This window comes from Streptomyces sp. NPDC052496 (genome assembly GCF_040679095.1).
In the GTDB taxonomy this organism is placed as follows: Bacteria; Actinomycetota; Actinomycetes; order Streptomycetales; family Streptomycetaceae; genus Streptomyces.
On record NZ_JBFAUH010000009.1, the window covers coordinates 34,471 to 52,515 of the forward strand.

At 73.2% G+C, this 18,045-nt stretch carries 12 protein-coding genes; 4 read left to right on the forward strand and 8 right to left on the reverse strand.

Annotation, left to right across the window (positions count from 1 at the left end; all coding sequences use genetic code 11):
* Window positions 1–195: 195 nt before the first annotated feature.
* A complete protein-coding gene (locus AB0L45_RS14500) occupies window positions 196–3,216 on the reverse strand; it encodes an EAL domain-containing protein (RefSeq protein WP_365839594.1) in 3,021 nt (1,006 codons plus the stop codon).
* Between the two features lie 333 nt (window positions 3,217–3,549).
* The gene (locus AB0L45_RS14505; RefSeq protein ID WP_365839596.1) at window positions 3,550–4,512 is read right to left on the reverse strand and encodes a 2-hydroxyacid dehydrogenase; all 963 of its coding nucleotides are present in this window, start codon (window positions 4,510–4,512) and stop codon (window positions 3,550–3,552) included.
* 87 nt (window positions 4,513–4,599) lie between these two features.
* Here AB0L45_RS14505 and AB0L45_RS14510 point away from each other — a divergent pair, with 87 nt between their 5' ends.
* The 4 genes from AB0L45_RS14510 (at window position 4,600) to AB0L45_RS14525 (ending at window position 7,365) form a co-directional block, all read left to right on the forward strand.
* Window positions 4,600–5,592 carry an aldo/keto reductase gene (locus tag AB0L45_RS14510; protein WP_365839598.1) on the forward strand — a complete coding sequence of 331 codons (993 nt, stop codon included), beginning with the start codon at window positions 4,600–4,602 and terminating at the stop codon, window positions 5,590–5,592.
* 181 nt (window positions 5,593–5,773) lie between these two features.
* Window positions 5,774–6,946 (forward strand): PQQ-dependent sugar dehydrogenase, encoded by a 1,173-nt coding sequence (locus AB0L45_RS14515; protein ID WP_365839600.1) that lies wholly within the window; start codon window positions 5,774–5,776, stop codon window positions 6,944–6,946.
* 12 nt (window positions 6,947–6,958) lie between these two features.
* Complete coding sequence (locus AB0L45_RS14520; protein WP_365839602.1) at window positions 6,959–7,105, forward strand: hypothetical protein; 147 nt, start codon at window positions 6,959–6,961, stop codon at window positions 7,103–7,105.
* A gap of 29 nt (window positions 7,106–7,134) precedes the next feature.
* Window positions 7,135–7,365 (forward strand): DUF6191 domain-containing protein, encoded by a 231-nt coding sequence (locus AB0L45_RS14525; protein WP_365839604.1) that lies wholly within the window; start codon window positions 7,135–7,137, stop codon window positions 7,363–7,365.
* A 25-nt stretch (window positions 7,366–7,390) separates the two neighbouring features.
* Here AB0L45_RS14525 and AB0L45_RS14530 read toward each other — a convergent pair whose 3' ends face one another.
* From AB0L45_RS14530 to AB0L45_RS14555, 6 genes are all read right to left on the reverse strand, one after another.
* Window positions 7,391–10,465, reverse strand: coding sequence for an AAA family ATPase (locus AB0L45_RS14530; RefSeq protein ID WP_365839916.1), 3,075 nt, complete (start codon window positions 10,463–10,465; stop codon window positions 7,391–7,393).
* A 112-nt stretch (window positions 10,466–10,577) separates the two neighbouring features.
* The gene (locus tag AB0L45_RS14535; RefSeq protein WP_365839606.1) at window positions 10,578–10,778 is read right to left on the reverse strand and encodes a hypothetical protein; all 201 of its coding nucleotides are present in this window, start codon (window positions 10,776–10,778) and stop codon (window positions 10,578–10,580) included.
* Window positions 10,779–11,015: 237 nt separating this feature from the next.
* Window positions 11,016–11,672 (reverse strand): hypothetical protein, encoded by a 657-nt coding sequence (locus AB0L45_RS14540; protein ID WP_365839608.1) that lies wholly within the window; start codon window positions 11,670–11,672, stop codon window positions 11,016–11,018.
* Between the two features lie 290 nt (window positions 11,673–11,962).
* Complete coding sequence (locus AB0L45_RS14545; RefSeq protein WP_365839609.1) at window positions 11,963–14,233, reverse strand: MMPL family transporter; 2,271 nt, start codon at window positions 14,231–14,233, stop codon at window positions 11,963–11,965.
* A 245-nt stretch (window positions 14,234–14,478) separates the two neighbouring features.
* Window positions 14,479–16,602 (reverse strand): phosphocholine-specific phospholipase C, encoded by a 2,124-nt coding sequence (locus AB0L45_RS14550; protein WP_365839611.1) that lies wholly within the window; start codon window positions 16,600–16,602, stop codon window positions 14,479–14,481.
* 183 nt (window positions 16,603–16,785) lie between these two features.
* Window positions 16,786–17,988 (reverse strand): helix-turn-helix domain-containing protein, encoded by a 1,203-nt coding sequence (locus AB0L45_RS14555; protein ID WP_365839918.1) that lies wholly within the window; start codon window positions 17,986–17,988, stop codon window positions 16,786–16,788.
* Window positions 17,989–18,045: the final 57 nt, after the last annotated feature.

The following is an 18,045-nucleotide window of genomic DNA, read 5'->3' on the forward strand; positions in this document are numbered from 1 at the left end:
CGAAGCTGAGGGTTTTGGTGGGGTATGGGGGTGGTTATGCAACAAAAAACCCCTCGTGCCGTGAGGCAAGCGAGGGGAGCGCGCCGGTGCGGAGCGCTGGGCTTCTTGAGTGACCCAGCTTCAGCCGACGCGCTTTCCAAGTACGAGAATTCGGGTGCGCATGGAACTGACCCTCCCCCCGGGGCCAGCCGAGTGTCAAGTGGGTGGGACGGAGGTCTCACTATTTGGGCGCAGCGGAGGCCGCGCCATGGCCGCTTCCGCACCGTCCCGGCCGTCACCCGGCCCGTAGCGCCTGGGCAGTTCGCCCAGCACCCGTCCGGGTGACATCGGTTCGCGGCCCGCCTTGACGTGGCGCACCGGCAGGCCCGTACCGCTGAGCACCACGGCCCGGCCCTCGCTGCCCGGGCCCGGCACCGGATAGCTGCCCTGGGTCAGCGCGCGGCGCAGCCGGTGTTCGTCCAGCGGCCCGGCGAAGGCCATGCCCTGGCCGTGCGTACAGCCCATCGAGCGCAGCGCGACGATCTGCTCCGGCAGGTCGACGCCGTCGGCGACGGACTGCATGCCGAGGTCGGAGGCGATCCGCAGCAGCCCCGATGTGATCTTGTGCAGCCGGGCGGAGTCCACCACCCCGTCGACCAGGTCGCGGTCCAGCCGCAGCACGTCGACGGGCAGCCGCCGCAGCGCGCCGATGGCGGCCGCGCCGCTGCCGAAGCCGTCCAGGGCGATCCGTACCCCCAGACGGCGCAGGGCGACCAGGCGCCGCTCCAGCTCCTCCAGCGGTATCCGCGGATCGGTGTCGGACAGCTCCAGGACCAGCGACCCGGACGGCAGGCCGTGCCGGGACAGCAGTGCCTCGATGCTCTTGGGCGGCAGCGCCCGGTCGAGCAGGCGGTGCGCGGAGATCCGGACGGCCACGGGGACCGGATGGCCCGCCCGGTGCCGGCCGGCCGCCTGCTGCACCGCCTCCTCCAGCTGCCAGCGGCCCAGCTCGGCGGTGCGGTCGCCGTCCTCCTTGAGCCGGCCGCGGTCGCCGACCCGCAGGAACTCGGCGGGGGTGAAGAGTATGCCCTGGGCGGAGCGCCAGCGGGCCAGCGCGGCGACCGCCGTGATCCGGCCGCCGGCCAGCTCCACCACGGGCTGGTGCAGCAGCGCGAACTCGCCGTCGTGCAGCGCGGTGCGCAGCTTGGTGGCCAGTTCGGCGCGGCGCACCACGTCGGCCTGCATCTGTGGCGCGTACAGCTTGACGCAGCCCTTGCCGGCCTGCTTCGCGCGGTACATCGCCAGGTCGGCGTTGCGCAGCAGGGGGCCGGGGGTGATGCCCGGTTCGGCGAAGGCGACGCCGATGCTGGCGGCGACCCGGACGTCCCGCCCGTCGATCTTGTACGGGTCGGAGAGGCGGACGCGCAGCCGGTCGGCGATCTCCAGGATGCGGTGTTCGCGGGCCGTGTGGTCGCGGGAGCCGTCGCCCATGATCAGTGCGGCGAACTCGTCGCCGCCCAGCCGGGCGGCGGTGTCCCCGGCCCGTACGGATTCGGCCAGTCTGCGGGCGGCCTGGGTGAGCAATTCGTCCCCCGCCTGGTGGCCGATGGTGTCGTTCACCTGCTTGAAGCCGTCCAGGTCGATGTAGAGCACGGCGGTGCCCGGATCGGTGGCGCGGCGGCCGGTCAGCGCCTGGCTGACCCGTTCGGTGAACAGGGCCCGGTTGGGCAGGTCGGTGAGCGCGTCGTGCGAGGCGTTGTGCTGGAGCTGGGCCTGGAGGCGGACGCGTTCGGTGACGTCACGGGAGTTGAAGATGAGGCCGCCGTGGTGGCGGTTGACCGTGGACTCGACGTTGAGCCACTTCTCGCCGCCCGCCCGGTGCTCGCCCGCGCGGAAGCGGCACTCGATGCGTGTGGTCGGTTCGTCCTCCGGCTTGGCCGCGAGGAATCTGCGCACCTCGTGCACCACGCGCCCCAGGTCCTCGGGATGGATGAGGGAGGCCAGCTCGGAGCCGACCAGTTCCTCCGCGTCCCGGCCGTAGACGCCCGCGGCGGCGGGGCTGACGTAGCGGAGTATCCCGGTCGGCGCGGCGATCATGATGACGTCGCTGGAGCCCTGCACCAGTGACCGGAAGTGGTTCTCCTTCTGGGCCAGTTCCTGCGTGAGGGTGATGTTGTCGAGCAGCATGATGCCCTGCCGTACGACCAGGGCGAGGACGACCGTGCAGCCGGTGAAGAGCACCACGCGGTCGATGCGGCGGCCGTCCAGGACGTTGTACAGGATGCCCAGCGTGCAGACGGCGGCGGCCAGGTACGGGGTGAGCGCGGCCAGCGAGCCGGCGATGGGCCGGGTGGCCGCCGCGGTGGCGGTGGTGGCCGTGGCCGGCGGGGTACGGCGGGCGGCGCGCTCGGGAGCGGCCGCCGCGCCGTCGCCGCCGGGCAGCCGCCGGGCGACCCAGGGCGCGTACGTCAGCAGCATCGAGCCGGCGAACCAGCCGGCGTCCAGGATCTGCCCGGAGCGGTAGTGCTCGCGCAGCAGCGGTGAGCTGAACAGCGCGTCGCACAGCACCGTCAGGGCCAGCGCCGCGATCGCGGTGTTGATGGCCGAGCGGTGTGCCGAGGAGCGCTTGAAGTGCAGCGCGAGCACCATGCTCACCAGCACGATGTCCAGCAGCGGGTACGCCAGCGCGAGCGCGCCCTGCGGCACGCTCTGGCCCTGGAAGTGCGCGGTGTGCGCGAGCGCCAGGCTCCAGGACAGCGTCAGCAGCGAGCCGCCGATCAGCCAGGCGTCCAGTCCCAGGCACACCCAGCCGGCCTTGCTCACGGGCCTCTTGGCGAGCACGAGCAGGCCGACGATGGCCGGCGGGGCGAAGAGCAGGAAGCAGAAGTCCGCGAGCGACGGGCTCGGCACCGGCTGGCGCAGCACGACCTCGTACCAGCCCCAGACGCCGTTGCCGATCCCGGCCATCGTGGAGGAGGCGGCGAACAGCAGCCAGGCGGGTCGAAACCGGCCGTGGTGCCTGCGGGCGTACAGGAAACAGGAGACGGCCGCGGCGAAGGCGGCCACGCTGAGCCCGAAGTCGCCCATGAAGAGCGCCAGTTCGGAGGAGCCCCAGCCGAGGGCGGCCCCCACGGCGTACCCGCCGCAGACGACCGCGAGCACGACCTGCGGCACCACGCCCGGTGCGCCGCCGGTCTGCACCGGCGGCCGGGTGAGGACCGCGCCCGTGGCGCTCACCGCCCTCTCCTCCCGTCCGCCGCGCGCCATCGTGGTGGCCGGTGCGCCATCGGCGTCCGGCGCGCCCGGGAGCCCGGGGGTGTCCCCCCGGGAGATCGCGGATCGCCTGTCTCGCGGATCATCCATCGGCCGTACATCGCCCGTCGCCCCCCTAGGTTCCGGTCTTTCGCGCTGCGCCGCATCACTGCCCGGCACGGTCCCCGCTCGGACGATACACCAGGTTCGTCACTCAGGGACATAGCTTCTCTACACAGCGTGACTGTCGGTGGGATGCGGATACCCAGTGCAGTCGTACGGCCCCGTAGAGCTACCCGCAAGGGGTCCGGGAAGGTTTCACCCGGCCGTAGCCACGACGTTGCGCAAGGGATCACCCGAGGCGAAACGGGCCAGCTGATCCCTGATGAGACGCTTCGCGCGGGGCAGGAAGGCAGAACTGGGGCCACCGACGTGTGGAGTGATGAGCACGCCGGGAGCGTGCCACAGCGGGTGCCCCGCGGGCAGCGGTTCCGGATCGGTGACGTCCAGGGCCGCCCGCAACCGCCCCGATTCGAGTTCCGCGAGAAGCGCCCCCGTGTTGACGACGGCGCCGCGCGCGACGTTCACCAGCAGCGCTCCGTCCTTCATCCGGGCCAGGAAGTCGCTCCCGACCAGGCCACGAGTGGCGTCGGTGAGCGGCGTGGTGATGATCACGACGTCCGCCTCGGGCAGCACGGCGGGCAGTTCGGCGAGCGGAAGCACGGGCCCGCGCACGGTCTCACGTGCGGTGCGCGCAATGCGCGCCACCCGCGCACACTCGAAGGGCGTGAGCCGGTCCTCGATCGCACTGCCGATCGAGCCGTACCCCACGATGAGCACCGATTTGTCGGCGAGGGCGGGCCGGAATCCGTCGAGCCACCGCGCCGCGTCCTGGCCGCGGACGAAGTCCGGGATGCCGCGCAGCGAGGCGAGCGTCAGGGTGAGCGCCAGCTCGGCCGTGCTCGCGTCGTGCAGGCCGCGGGCGTTGCACAGGTGGGTTCCCGGGGGCAGTTGCGACAGCGCGGGCAGCATGTGCTCGACGCCGGCCGTCAGCGTCTGCACGGCCCGCAGCCCGGCCATCTCCGCCAGCGGCCGTATGCACGTCTCCGGATCCTTCATGTACGGGACCACGTAGAAGGCGCAGCGCGCGGGGTCGGCGGGGTACTCCGGCGTGGCGTCCCAATGGACGTAGCGGAAGCCGTCCGGCAGTCCGCCGACCTCGTCGGGAGGGATCGGGAGCCATACGTCGTTCGCGGCGGTGCGCGGGTCTGCAGGTGCCATGGCCCGAGGCTATGCGATGCCCTTCGTGCTCAGACGTTAGTTTGGTCTGGCCCTTGATCGGGGGCGAGGGGATGGAGGCACGACCACGTGGAGCGCAGGACAATCGGGGCCACAGCGCTCGAAGTGGGTGCAATCGGACTCGGCTGTATGCCGATGAGCTGGGGGTACACCGAGTCGCAGCGCAACGGCGAGAGCTCGCTGCGCACCGTGCACACCGCGCTCGACCGGGGCTGCACCCTGCTCGACACCGCCGACATGTACGGGCCGTTCACCAACGAACTGCTGGTCGGCCGGGCCCTGAAGGAGCGCCGCGCGGAAGCCTTCGTCTCGACCAAGGTCGGGCTGCTGGTGGGTGAGCAGCACATCGTCGCCAACGGGCGGCCCGGTTACGTCAAGCGGGCGTGCGACGCCTCACTGCGCCGCTTGCAGACCGACTGCATCGACCTGTACCAGCTGCACCGGACCGACCCCGAGGTGCCGATCGAGGAGACCTGGGGCGCGATGGCCGAGCTGGTGGCGGCCGGGAAGGTGCGGTCGCTGGGGCTGTGCGCGGTGGGTGCGCGGGCCGGGCGCCGCCGGGGCGCGCGGCTGTACGACGGGACGCTGCGGCAGCTGGAACGCATCCAGCAGGTGTTCCCGGTCAGCAGCGTGCAGGCCGAGCTGTCGGTGTGGTCGAAGGAGGCGCTGGAGGCGCTGCTGCCGTGGTGCGTCACCCGTGGGGTGGGTTTCCTGGCCGCCATGCCGCTGGGCAACGGCTTCCTGACCGGCACGCTGACCCCTGGCCAGGGCTTCGAGCCGGAGGACATACGGGCGCGGCACCCGCGCTTCACGGCCGAGATGATGGCCGCCAACCAGCCGGTGGTGGCCGGGCTGCGCCGGGTGGGCGCGCGGTACGGGGCCACACCGGGGCAGGTCGCGCTGGCGTGGGTACTGGCGCAGGGGCCGCACGTCGTGCCCGTACCCGGCACGAAGAAGGAACGCTGGGCCGCCGAGAACGCGGCGGCGGCCGGGCTGGCACTGGACCGCCGGGACCTGGCGGAGATCGCCGCACTGCCGCCGGCGCGGGGGTCGTGGGACTGAGCGGCTGCGGGTGGCCGGGGCGGGCGGCGGGTACGGGGGCCGGGGCTCGGGGTGGCGGGTACGGGCCGACGGGCCGGGGCCCGGGGCGGTGGGTTCGGGCCGCCGGGCCGGAGTGGGGGCCTGACGTGCGCGGTGCGGTGTGGTGTCGTAAGGCGGGTTCCGTCGACGAGAGGACTTCGCCGTGCAACGACGCTCCGTGACCTCCGTGTTGGCCGCTGCCGCGTTGCTGCTGGCAGCAGGCTGTTCCGGGGGCTCCCCGGATCCGGCCGGCTCCCCCGCCGCTTCGTCGGCCCCTTCGTCCGCCGCTCCGTCCGAGAGCGAGGCCGAGGTCTCCGTGTCCGCCTCGGCGCCGCCCGCCAAGGGCTCGGTGCGGGTCGTCAGCACCTTGACCACCGGTCTCACCTCACCCTGGGGAGTGGCCGCGCTGCCGGGAGGTGACCTGCTGGTGTCCTCGCGCGACACCGGCAAGATCTTCCGGGTGGCGGCGGACGGCGGCCGTACGACCGAGCTGGGGACGGTGCCGGGGGTGGCGCCGGGCGGCGAGGGCGGGCTGCTGGGGATCGCGGTGGCGCCGTCGTTCGGCCGCGACCACCAGGTGTACGCGTACTTCACCACCGAGTCCGACAACCGCATCGCCCGGATGAACTACGACGCCAAGAAGCAGCCGGGCAGTCAACTGGGCGCTCCCGACACGGTGCTGAAGGGCATCCCCAAGGGGCAGATCCACAACGGCGGCCGGATCGCGTTCGGTCCGGACAAGATGCTCTACGCGGGCACCGGCGAGACCGGTGACACCGGCCTCGCCCAGGACCTGAAGTCGCTGGGCGGCAAGATCCTGCGCATGACGCCGGAGGGCGAGCCGGTGCACGGCAACCCCGACGCCGGCTCGGTGGTGTACTCGTCCGGACACCGCAACGTGCAGGGCCTGGCCTGGGACGCGGAGGGGCGCCTGTGGGCCGCGGAGTTCGGGCAGAACACCTGGGACGAACTGAACCTGATCGAGCCGGGCGGGAACTACGGCTGGCCCGAGGCCGAGGGCAAGGGCGCGGGCGACGCCCGGTTCGTGGACCCGGTGGCGCAGTGGAAGACCGCGGACGCCTCGCCGAGCGGCATCGCGTACGCCGAGGGCTCGATCTGGATGGCCGGGCTGCGCGGCGAACGGCTGTGGCGGATCCCGCTCGCCGGACAGCGGCCGTCGGCGGCGCCGCAGGCGTTCCTCCAGGGTGAGTACGGGCGGCTGCGTACGGTCGTGACGGCCGGGGACGGCGGGCTGTGGCTGGTCACCAGCAACACCGACGGGCGCGGTGAGCCGGAGAAGGGCGACGACCGGGTCCTGCGCCTGTCGGTGAGCTGACGGGACGGACCCATGCAGGTGCAGACCCGGGTACAGGCGCAGACCCGGGTGCAGGCGCAGACCCGGGTGCAGGCGCAGACCCGGGTGCAGGCGCAGACCCGGGTGCAGGCGCAGATCCAGGTACAGGCGCAGATCCGGGTGCGGCTACGCGGACGGTGACAGACATGACCGCCCGTACCGCCCCGGTGGTGCCTACACTCGTCCGTACGGGACCGGCCACGTCGGCAGGGGGCGGGATGTTCAACCTGGTGGAGGAGTTGTTCGCGCCGGGGCGCAAACACACCGAGGAGGAACGGCGGCGGCTGACCCTGGTGGTCACCGACACCGGTGACAGCGATCCGGGCAAGGGGCCGATAGACCTGTCCTCGGGCAAGGTCACCATCCGCCTGCCGGAGCAGGAGCCGCCACGGCACACCTGACGGCGGGCGGCCGGGACCGCGCCCGTCACCCCGCCGTCCGCTCCGCCGGGGCGAACAGGCGGAGCCGGTGGGCCAGCGCGCCGGCCTCGCCGCGGCCCGCGACGCCCAGCTTGGCCAGGATGTTGGAGACATGCACGCTGGCCGTCTTGGGCGAGATGAACAGCTCCTCGGCTATCTGCCGGTTGCTGCGCCCGGCCGCGACCAGGCGCAGCACGTCCCGCTCGCGCGGGGTCAGCTTGAACGTCTCGGCGGGTTCCGCGTCGGCGGGACCGCCGCCGGCGCGCTGCCCGGCGTCCGGGGCCGGAGCCGTGAGCGGTATGCGGGCGCGCCGGGCGAGCTGTTCGATGCCGTCGCCGAGCGGCCGGGCGCCGAGCCGTACGGTCGCGGCATGTGCCTGGGCGAGGAGCAGCGCCGCGGCCTCGCGCGGCGTACGGCCCTCCAGCCCCGCGGTCGCCCGGGCGGCGTCGTGCAGCAGCGCCTCCGCCCAGCGGTAACAGGCCACGGCGAGTTCGTACGGGCGCTGCACCTGCTCGAAGGCGGCGACCGCCGCGGCCCAGGCGTCCGGCGCCGGGCGCCCTTCGGCGCGCAGCAGCTCGGCCTCGACGGCGCGGGCGTGCGCCGCCCACACCGGCACCACCGCGGGCGTGCGCTTGGCGGCCTCCCGTATGCGGGCGAGGGTGTCCGGGCGCTCCGGCTCGGCGGCGGGCAGTCCGCGCAGCTCCGCCTCGGCGGTGGCGGCCGACCACAGCAGCGGCCAGACATACCGCTGGGTGCCGGGCGGGAAACCGGTCTCCAGGGCCTGCCGGAGGATGCCGCGTACCTCCGGGACACGGCCCCGGGCGGCGGCGATCACCAGGCAGTGGCAGGCGAGGGGGATGGTGTGCTGGGGCTGGGTGTCGAAGTGCTCACGGACGACGGCCAGTTTCCGCTCCGCGCCGTCCAGATCGCCCCCGGCCAGGTCGAGAACCATGAGGCGCTGGGTGGCCAGGGCCATGGACCGGGCGCTCAGTGAGCGGTCGCGGGCGTCCAGTGCCGCCTGCCGCGCCTCCTGCCAGCGGCCCAGCGACTGCAGCGACTCGGCGCGGTTGCCGCACGTCCAGCTCGCGCTCTCCTTCAGGCCGTACTGGTCGGCGAACGCGATGCCCCGGTCCGCGGTCTCGACGGCGTCCGCGGAGCGGCCCACGCCCTCCAGGAGCGAGGACAGGTTGATGTGACCGCGGGCGACCACCCGGGAGCAGCCGCGGGCCACGGCGCGGTCCAGGGTCGTGCGCAGCGCGGCCAGCCCACCGTCCACGTCGCCGGCGTCCACCCGCAGCCCGGCCAGGGTGACGAGGGAGTTCAGCTCCTCCTCCTCGTCGCCGACGAGCCGGGCCAGCTCCACGGCACGCTCGGCCGTGGCGAAGCTGTCCGGGCCGGGGGTGTGCAGCACCGCCCAGGTGGCGGAATGGGCGAGCACCGCCGCGTGCACCGAGGACGGCGGCAGGCCGCGCACCAGCTCCTGGGCGCGGGCCAGTTCGGACCGGCCGTCGCCGCGGCCGGTGCTCTGCGTGAGGCGGGAGCGCTGGAGCAGGAACCACGCCGTACGCAGCGGGTCCTGCTCCGCGTCGAGGGAGCGCAGGGCGCGCTTGGTGATCGTGAAGGCGCGCTCGGTGTCCCCGGACAGGCGCGCGGCCACCGCGATCTCGGCGAGCAGGTCCAGGAAGCGCAGCGCTTCGTCGTCGCAGCCGCAGGCCGGGTACGCCTCGGCGTAGTCCACCGGGCGCACGGCGCGGCGGACCTCCTTGGGCGCGTCGTCCCACAGCTCCAGCGCCCGGTCCAGCAGCCGCAGTTGCTCGGTGTACGCATGCCGGCGGCGGGCCTGGACGGAGGCGGCGAGGACGGCGGGCAGCGCCTTGGCCGGGTCGTGGGCGTGGTACCAGTAGCTGGCCAGGCGGGCGGCGCAGGTGTCGGCGCGGACCAGCGAGGGGTCGGCCTCCAGGGCTTCGCCGTACCGCCGGTTGAGACGGGTGCGCTCGCCGGGCAGCAGGTCGTCGACGACGGCCTCGCGCACCAGGGCGTGCCGGAAGCGGTAGCCGGTGCCGTCCCGGTCGGGCACCAGGGTGTTGGAGCCGACGGCGGCGCGCAGCGCCTCGATGAGGTCGTCCTCGGGCAGGCCGCAGACGGCGGCGAGCAGTTCGTGTTCGACCGTGGAGCCGCCCTCGGCGGCCACCCGCACGACCCGCTGGGCGTCCTCGGGAAGCGCCTCGACCCGGACGAGCAGCAGGTCGCGCAGCGGGTCGCTGAGCCCGGCCGGCAGACAGCCGTCCTGGAAGCCGCGGGCCAGCTCCTCGACGAAGAAGGCGTTGCCCTCGGAGCGTTCGAAGACCCGGTCGACCAGTGTTTCCTCGGGGTCGCTGCCGGTGATGCCGGCGATCTGGGTGCGCACCTCGGAGCGGGTGAAGCGGGCCAGTTCGACGCGGCGGATCGTACGCATCCGGTCGATCTCGGCCAGGAACGGGCGCAGCGGGTGGCGGCGGTGGATGTCGTCGGAGCGGTACGTGGCGACGAGGAGGATGCCCGCGTCGTGGAGGGCGCGCAGCAGGTAGGAGAACAGCTCGCGGGTGGAGCGGTCGGCCCAGTGCAGGTCCTCGATGACGATGACGAGCGGGCGGTGGGCGGCCAGGCGCTCCAGGAGCCGGGCGGTCAGCTCGAACAGGCGGGCCCGGCCCTGCTCGTCGTCGCGCCCCTCGCGGGCGGGTTCGCCCAGCTCCGGCAGGATGCGGGCCAGTTCGCCCTCCTGGCCGGCGACGGCGGCGGCCAGCTCCTGCGGCAGCCGGGCGTTGAGCAGGTGCAGGACCGCGGAGAACGGGGCGAACGGCAGGCCCTCGGAGCCGATCTCGATGCAGCCGCCGACGGCCACCAGGACGCCGTCGGCCCGCGCGGCCTGCGCGAACTCCTCGATGAGCCGGGTCTTGCCGACCCCCGCCTCACCGCCGATGAGCAGCGCCCTGGGCTCGCCCGACTCCTCGATACGGGCGAGAGCGCCACGCAGCGTGTCGAGCTCGCTGCCGCGGCCGACGAACACCGGACTGACGGACCTGGTTTCCACGCCGCTGAGCATCGCACAGCGGTCTGACAACGCGGCAGTGGTCATCGTCACGTGGGACGGCTCGCGGGGCGGCTGAGGGGGCCGCCGGGCCGTCGCCGAGGGTGGCACGGGTGCGCCTCACCCGTCAGGCGGCGCGGGTGTACCGGTCCGGTGCGCCGTTCACCCGCCCTCCGGCGCCGTTCCCGGCCGAGCCGGCGCCCCGCCGTGCGCGCCGGGCCGTGCGGGCCTGCCGCCCCTCGCGGGCCTGACGGGCCAGCCGCTCCTGGTCGGCCTCGCGCCGCAGCTGGTCGTAGCGGGTCCGGATGGCGAGTTCCCCGTAGTACATCGTGTGCTCCCTGGTTCCGGCATCGGCACGGTGGCATCCGCCGGCGGTCCTGCCTGCGGTGCCTGTTGACGTGCTCCAGCCTGCTCGCCCAGGGGGACGGCCCACATCGGGCAGGTTCCCGATCTTGCGGGGTGCGGGGGCCTTAGACGGAACGGGGCCCCGGGCCGGCCGTGCCTCAGGCGGCCGCGTACGGCCTTAGGTACGGCCCGCTCCCGGGGCCCGTCGGCGGCTGCGGCCTCAGGAACCGGGCGTTCCGGCGCCGGCCTTGGGCAGGGTGGGCAGGCTCGCGAACAGGTCGAAGTACATGCCCGCGGAGACGATCAGGCCCAGTACGCCGAGGGCGAGGCCGCCCCAGGCCACGGCCCGCATCCAGGTCGGGCGGGGCCGGGTGAGGACCAGGCCGGCGACGACGACGGCGAGCAGCGCGAAGATGCCGTTGACGAGGGCGTGGGTGTGCCAGGGGGCGCCGTAGACGGTGCCGATCTGGTCGGTGGCCTTGCCCGTCTGGAGCTTGATCTGGCCGAGCAGCGTCTGGCGCTCGGCCAGCACCGTGCCGACCCAGGTGCCGGTGAGCGAGGCGAGCCCCAGCCCGGCGGCGACGACGGCACCGGCGCCGGACGCCACCGAGCCGGTCGCGGCCGCGGCGGGCGCCGCGTCGGGGTCCGCGGTGTCCGCGGCGTTCTTGCCGTCTTCCTCGTCCGCCCCGTCGGCGTCCGTGGTGCGCGGCGCGTCCGCGTCGGCCGTACCGTCGGCCGGGGTCTTGTCGTTCGCCCCGGCCGTCCCGTCCGCCGCGGCGGCCTCGGACGCCCCGTCGGCCTCCGTCGTCCCGGTGGCCGCCTTGGCCTGGTCGGCCTTCGTGTCGTCGGTGCGCTCTTCGGTCTTGGTGGTGTCCATGGGCGCGACCGTAGGGGCCGCGTCTGAGAGACGTATGAGAATCCCCGGGGCACAGGGGAAACCGGCCGCCACGGCGGACGGGCGTGCCACACGGGACGTACGGCGGCCGACCGTACGAGGGGGCAGGAGGCAGGCCGTACGAGGGGGGTACGGAGGCCGACTGCACGGGGGTATGGAGGCAGGCCGCACGGGGGGGGTGGAGGCAGGCCGCACGGGGGGAGGCAGGCCGTACGAGACGTACGAGGGCAGGCCTGAGGTCCCACGGGACCTACGGCGGCAACCGGCCCGCGCTACTTCCGTACCAGGCCCTCGCCGCCCCGCCGCGCCCCCGGCACGGCAAGCGGAACCGCAACCGGAACCGGTAGCGCACCCTCCGTATCCTCCGGGCCTGCCCCCGGGCGCACGACCGGCTCCGCCTCCCCCGGCGGCTCGATGCTGATCCGCGGCAGCCGCCGCTCCAGCCACCCCGGCAGCCACCAGTTCGCGCCGCCGAGCAGGTGCATCAGGGCGGGTACGAGCAGGGTGCGCAGCACGAAGGCGTCCAGGGCGACGGCGGCGGCCAGGCCGATGCCGAACATCGCGATGATGCGGTCGCCGCTGAGCACGAACGCCGCGAAGACCGCGATCATGATGACGGCCGCCGAGTTGATCACCCGGCCGGTCTCGGCGAGCCCGACGCGTACCGCGCGGCGGTTGTCGCGGGTCAGCCGCCATTCCTCGTACATCCGGCTGACCAGGAAGACCTGGTAGTCCATGGAGAGCCCGAAGAGGACCGAGACCATGATCACGGGCAGGAAGGGCTCGATCGGGCCCGCGCTGCCGAGCCCGAGCAGTTCGCTCCCCCAGCCCCACTGGAAGATCGCCACCACGATCCCGAAGGAGGAGGCGACGGCCGCGATGTTCATCGCGGCGGCCTTCAGCGGTATGCCGATGCTGCGGAACGCGAGGAGCAGCAGCACGCAGCCGAGGCCGATCACGACGCCGACGAAGAGCGGCAGCTTGCCGACGATGACGGACGCGAAGTCGTCGTAGCTCGCGGTCACCCCGCCCACGTGGACCCGCATGCTGGTGCCCTCGCCGGCCTTCGGCAGCACCGTGTCGCGCAGCCGTTCCACCAGGTCGGAGGTCTGCCGGGACTGCGGGGAGCCGTCCGGTACGACCGTGATCACGCCGGTGCTGCCGCTGCCGTCGAACTCCGGCCCCTGGACCCGCGCCACGCCCGGTGTGCTCCGCAGCTCGTCCGGCAGCCGGTCGAAGGCCAGCCGGTCCTTGGCTCCGTCGAGATCGCCGACCAGGGTCAGCGGCCCGTTGGAGCCCGGTCCGAAGCCCTTGCCGAGCAGGTCGTACGCCTGCCGGGTGGTGCTCGTCGCGGGGTTGTTGCCCTGGTCGGAGGTGCCCAGGTGCAAGGAGAACGTGGGCAGCGCGAGGATCAGCATGACGACGGCCGCGGCCGCCCCCAGCAGCTTGGGGTGGCGCTCCACGAAGCCGGACCACCACGCCGCGAAGCCGGCCGGTGGTTCGGGGCTGGGTCCGTCGGCGGCCAGCTGCCGCCGTTCGCGCCGGCTCAGCGCCCGCGGCCCGATGACGCCGAGCAGGGCCGGGAGCAGGGTGACGGAGGCGGCGACGGTCAGGACGACGGTGAGCGAGGCGGCGATGGCGACGCCGTTGAGGAAGCCGAGCCGCAGGACGAGCATGCCGAGCAGGGCGATGCAGACGGTGGCGCCGGCGAAGACCACCGCGCGCCCCGAGACGCTGACCGCGCGCTCGGCGGCCTCCTGGACGGTGAGACCGGATTTCAGCCCTCTGCGGTGCCGGGTCACGATGAAAAGCGCGTAGTCGATGCCGACACCGAGGCCGATGAGCATGCCCAGCATCGGGGCGAAGTCGGCCACCGTCATGGCGTGGCCGAGCAGGGAGATGCCCGCGGTGGCGGTGCCGACGCTCACCACCGCCGTGACCAGCGGCAGGAGGGTGGCGGCGAGCGAGCCGAAGGCGAGGAAGAGGACGACGGCGGCGGCGCCGAGGCCGATCGCTTCGGCGAGGTGGGCGCCCGAGGTCTCGGTGACCGCGATGCCGGCGCCGCCCAGCGCCACCTGGAGTCCGTCGCCCGCGGCGGCCTCGGCGGTGTCCACGACGCGCTGGACCTGGGCCTTGTCCAGGTCCTCGGTGGCGGCGTCGAAGGCGAGGCCCGCGTAGGCGGTGTGTCCGTCCTGGCTGATCTGTCCGGTGCCCTGCGGCCCGTAGGGGCTCTGTACGGACGCGACGCCGGGCAGCTTGGAGATCTTGTCGAGGGTCTGCTGGAGGTCCTTCTGCACGGCGCCCGCGCGTACGGTGCCGGTCTCCGTGTGCCACACGATCGTGTCGCGGTCCCCGGAGCGGTCCGGGAAGGCCCGTTCCAGCAGGGCTCCGGCCTGCCCCGATTCCGTACCGGGGACGTCGTAGTGGTCGGAGTAGGCGGAGCCGGCGGCTCCGGCCGCGGCGGCGGCTCCCGCGAAGGCGGCGAGCCAGAGCACGATCACGACGATGCGGCGCCGCAGGCACCACCGGGTCAGTCCGGTCATCAAGCTCTTCGTCTGCTTCCCGGGTCAGGCGCCGATGTCTCCCGGGGTGTACCCGTGGTGCCGAACGCGTAATGGAGGGGGAAGCACGGGACCACCGCCTGCCGACGAAGGGGCGGCGGGCCCGTACCTCTTGCAGAGTGACAGCCCGAAAAGATCCTTTGACCCCTTTGTGGACTTCCCCACAAAGGGATCCGGAAGCGGAACCGGCCGGCGTTCGGAAGCGGGCCGTTTGCGTACGGCCGCGGTCAGCCGGTGACCGACTCCTTCCCGTTTTCGATGTGGCCCATGAAGCGGCGGTGGAAGGCCGGGTCCTGTGCGACGGCCAGGTCCAGGTCGTACCAGCCGTGCGCGGCCGCGGCGGAGTGCGCGACGGTACGGGTGCTGCCGGCCCGCACGGTGATCTTCCGGGGCGCGGCGTCACCGTACGCCAGCGGCTTCAGCGTGAAGCTGAGGTCGGTGTGTCCCTTGTTGACGAGGGTGAGGTGCAGTTCATGCCGGTGCGCGTCCAGGCGGGTGGCGATCCGGACCGCGGCGGCGGCACCGGCGGCCGTGCCCGCGTACTCACGCCGGAACCCGTTGGGGCCCGTGAGGGTGAAGCGGTACGTGCCGTCCTTGACGGGCACTTCCCAGTCGGCCCGGCCCAGCACGTCGCGGTGCTGCGGCGTGCCGTACTCCCCCGCGTACGGGTACAGCGCGAAGTGCGCGCCGGCCCGCCCCTCGTTGCGCACCGCGAGCCGGAAGCGCCCCGCCTGCGCGTCGTACGCGCCGTCCGCGTCGGGCTGGTACGGCAGCGGGCGCGCGGGCCGGGTGCCGGGCTCCTGGCGCGGCAGCCGCTGCTCGCGCGGCGGGCGCGGGGACCAGCGCCCGCTGAACGGCGGGATCGCGCCGGGCCGCTCGACGGCGGGCTGCCGGCGTGGGCGCGAGAAGTCGAAGGCGGTGGTCAGATCGCCGCAGACGCTGCGCCGCCAGGCGCTGATGTTGGGCTCGCGCACGCCGGTCCAGCGCTCCAGGAAGCGGACGATCGAGGTGTGGTCGAAGACCTGCGAGCAGGCGTAGCCGCCCACCGACCAGGGCGAGATCACCAGCATCGGCACGCGCATCCCGAGCCCGGTCGGCCTGCCGTCCCAGAACTCGCCCTCCGTGCCGGCCGGCGGCACCGGCGGCGGCACATGGTCGAAGAACCCGTCGTTCTCGTCGTACGTGAGGAACAGCGCGGTGCGCCGCCACACGTCCGGGTTCTTCCCCAGCGCGTCGAGCACCTTGTAGACGATGGTGGCGCTGGCGACCGGCGAGGAGGAGCCGGGGTGCTCGGAGTCCGCGGCGGAGGGGACGATGTAGGACACCTCGGGCAGTTTGCCCGCTGCGACGTCGGCGGCGAAGGCGGTGGCCGTGGAGCCCGGCTCCCCGCGGCGCAGCGCGCGCTCGAAGAGACTGCGGTCGGCCGCGCTCAGCGCCCGTACGCCCTCTTCCAGCAGTCCCTGCAAGCGCTTGCGCTCGGCCTCACCGGCCGCGGCGACCTTCCCGTAGAACGCGGTCATGTTCTGCACGCCGCCGCCCACCTTGGCCAGCGCCTTCTTCATGACCGCCTTGAAGGTGGCGTAGAACTCCAGGTTGTTGTCGGTGAAGTTGTCCCACTCCTGGTAGACGCGCCAGCTGCGCCCGGCCTTCTCCAGGCGCTCGGCGTACGTGGGCCAGGTGTACCCCGTATGGGTGTCCTCCGCGTACGCGTCGTTGCCGACCGCGCGCTTGCCGGAGCCCGGTTCGAAGCCGGTCCAGCCGCTGACCAGGTGGTTGCGGTTGGGGCTGGTGGAGGAGTGGATCGAGGAGTGGTACGCGTCGCAGACGGTGAAGGTGTCGGCGAGCTCGTAGTGCAGCGGTATGTCCTGGCGGTCGTAGTGGGCCATGGTGGCGGCCGTCTTCGCGGTGACCCAGTGGTCCATCCAGCCGTCGCGCCACGCCTTGGCGCCGCCGGCCCACTCGTGGTTGAGCGCCCCGATGTACTGGAGGTCCTTCTTCTGGGCCGCCGCGGCCTCGCGTACGGAGAAGGGCAGGACGGTGCCGACGCCGAGCGCCCCCGGCTGCTCGAAGACGCTCCGGCCGTTCGGGAGCTGCACGGCGTTGCGGTCGGCGTAGCCGCGTACGCCCCGCAGCATCCCGAAGTAGTGATCGAAGGAACGATTCTCCTGCATCAGCACGACCACATGCCCGATCCCACCGAGCCCGCCCCGGCCACTCCCGCCCCCATGCCCGGACGCGTACGCCTCCGGCCCGGCGGCCAGCGCCTGCTGCAACGACGGCGGCAGCAGCGACGCAGCGGCGGCCGCCGCACCAAGTCCCACGACCCGCCTACGAGATACCTCGGATGCCACGCGCGACCTCCCAGTCGACTGCCCACGGCCGGGCAATGGTTCGCCACCGGCCCATTGGCGGGGGCGAGCGGGACGGTAGTGGAGCGGGGTGGCGCGAGATAGGTGTCGGAGTGACAAGTTCGAGAACAGATGGGTCCGGTTCCGGTTACGGTTCCGGGCATGGCCGCACCCCGTCGTCGGCGCTCACGCGGCGCCGTCGAGTACCGCCCGGACTTCCGGCACGTCCCGGAAGCCCGCCAGCCGGCCCAGCACGATCCGCACCCGCTCCGCAGTACGGTCACTGGTCACGGCCGCGCTCAGCGTGACGACCCGTTCCGCTGTCGCTGCCGCCTCTTCCGGTTCGTTCGCGTCGGCCAGCGTGACGGCCAGCCACGACAGATACAGGGCGAGTTCCCGGGTGTGCGTCGAGTCGTACCGGCTGAGCACGTCCCGCAGCACCGGCACCGCACGCAAAGGCCGACGCAGCTCCGTGTAGACCCGGCTTTCCATGACCCGCAACTCCCCGGCGTCCACCCAGTACAGGTAGGCGGGCGACTCGGCGCCCACGCTGTCCGCGGCCAACGCCTCACCGGCCTCTCCGAGTGCCCGCATGGCGGGCTGGACTTCCCCTGCCTTGGTGTGGGCCCATGCCACCCGATCGAGGTACAACGCGCGAGCTTTCGGGGGTGCGTCCGGCCCCGCCCCGTCGAAGGCTGCCCGTGCGAGCCGGGCCCCTTCAACCTCCCTGCCGATGTTGCTCAGTTGATAGGCCAGCGATCCAGCGAGGTCTCCGGCCAGCGTCCGGTCGTCCGCCTGCATTGCCGCGCTGATGCCGAGCCGGTAGACGCGTTCCGCATCCGCGTGCTGCCCGGCGTCACTGGCAATCCATCCCGCGATCTGCGCCAACTCGCCGATCTGGCGGAGGAGAGCACGGCCCACCTCCCCGGAGTGGGTGCCTTCCTTGTAGACCCGTACAGCGGCGCGGAGTTCCCGCAGAGCGGGACGGATCAGGTCGCCCCCGGCCAGCACGTCGTCGGCGAGCCGGAGCCCGTGCACGCGCTTTTGCAGGTCACCGACCTGCCCCAGTCCGACGCGCCGGCCCTCGCGGGCGCTGAGCGGAGCCAGCGGATCGTCGTCGGGCAGGAAGTCCGCAAGGGACGGCAAGGGTGGCTCATCGGGCTTCTGCGACTCCGTGAGCATGTCCACGGACACACCGAGGGCAGCAGCGATGAACGGCAGCCACTGGCGGGGCGTGCGCTTCCCCTGCTCCCACCGGCTTACCTCCTGGCGGCCCACCGGTTCGCCTGTCACCCCGGCGCCCCGGCAGATCTCGTGCGCCAAGCGCTCCTGGCTCCATCCACGGCGGTTCCGCTCACGCCGGATGTTGGCCCCGATGCCGCTTCGCATGGAGCCAGTCTGGCCGACATCTGGCCTACATGGGGCCGCTGGCGGCCACGCCGGTCC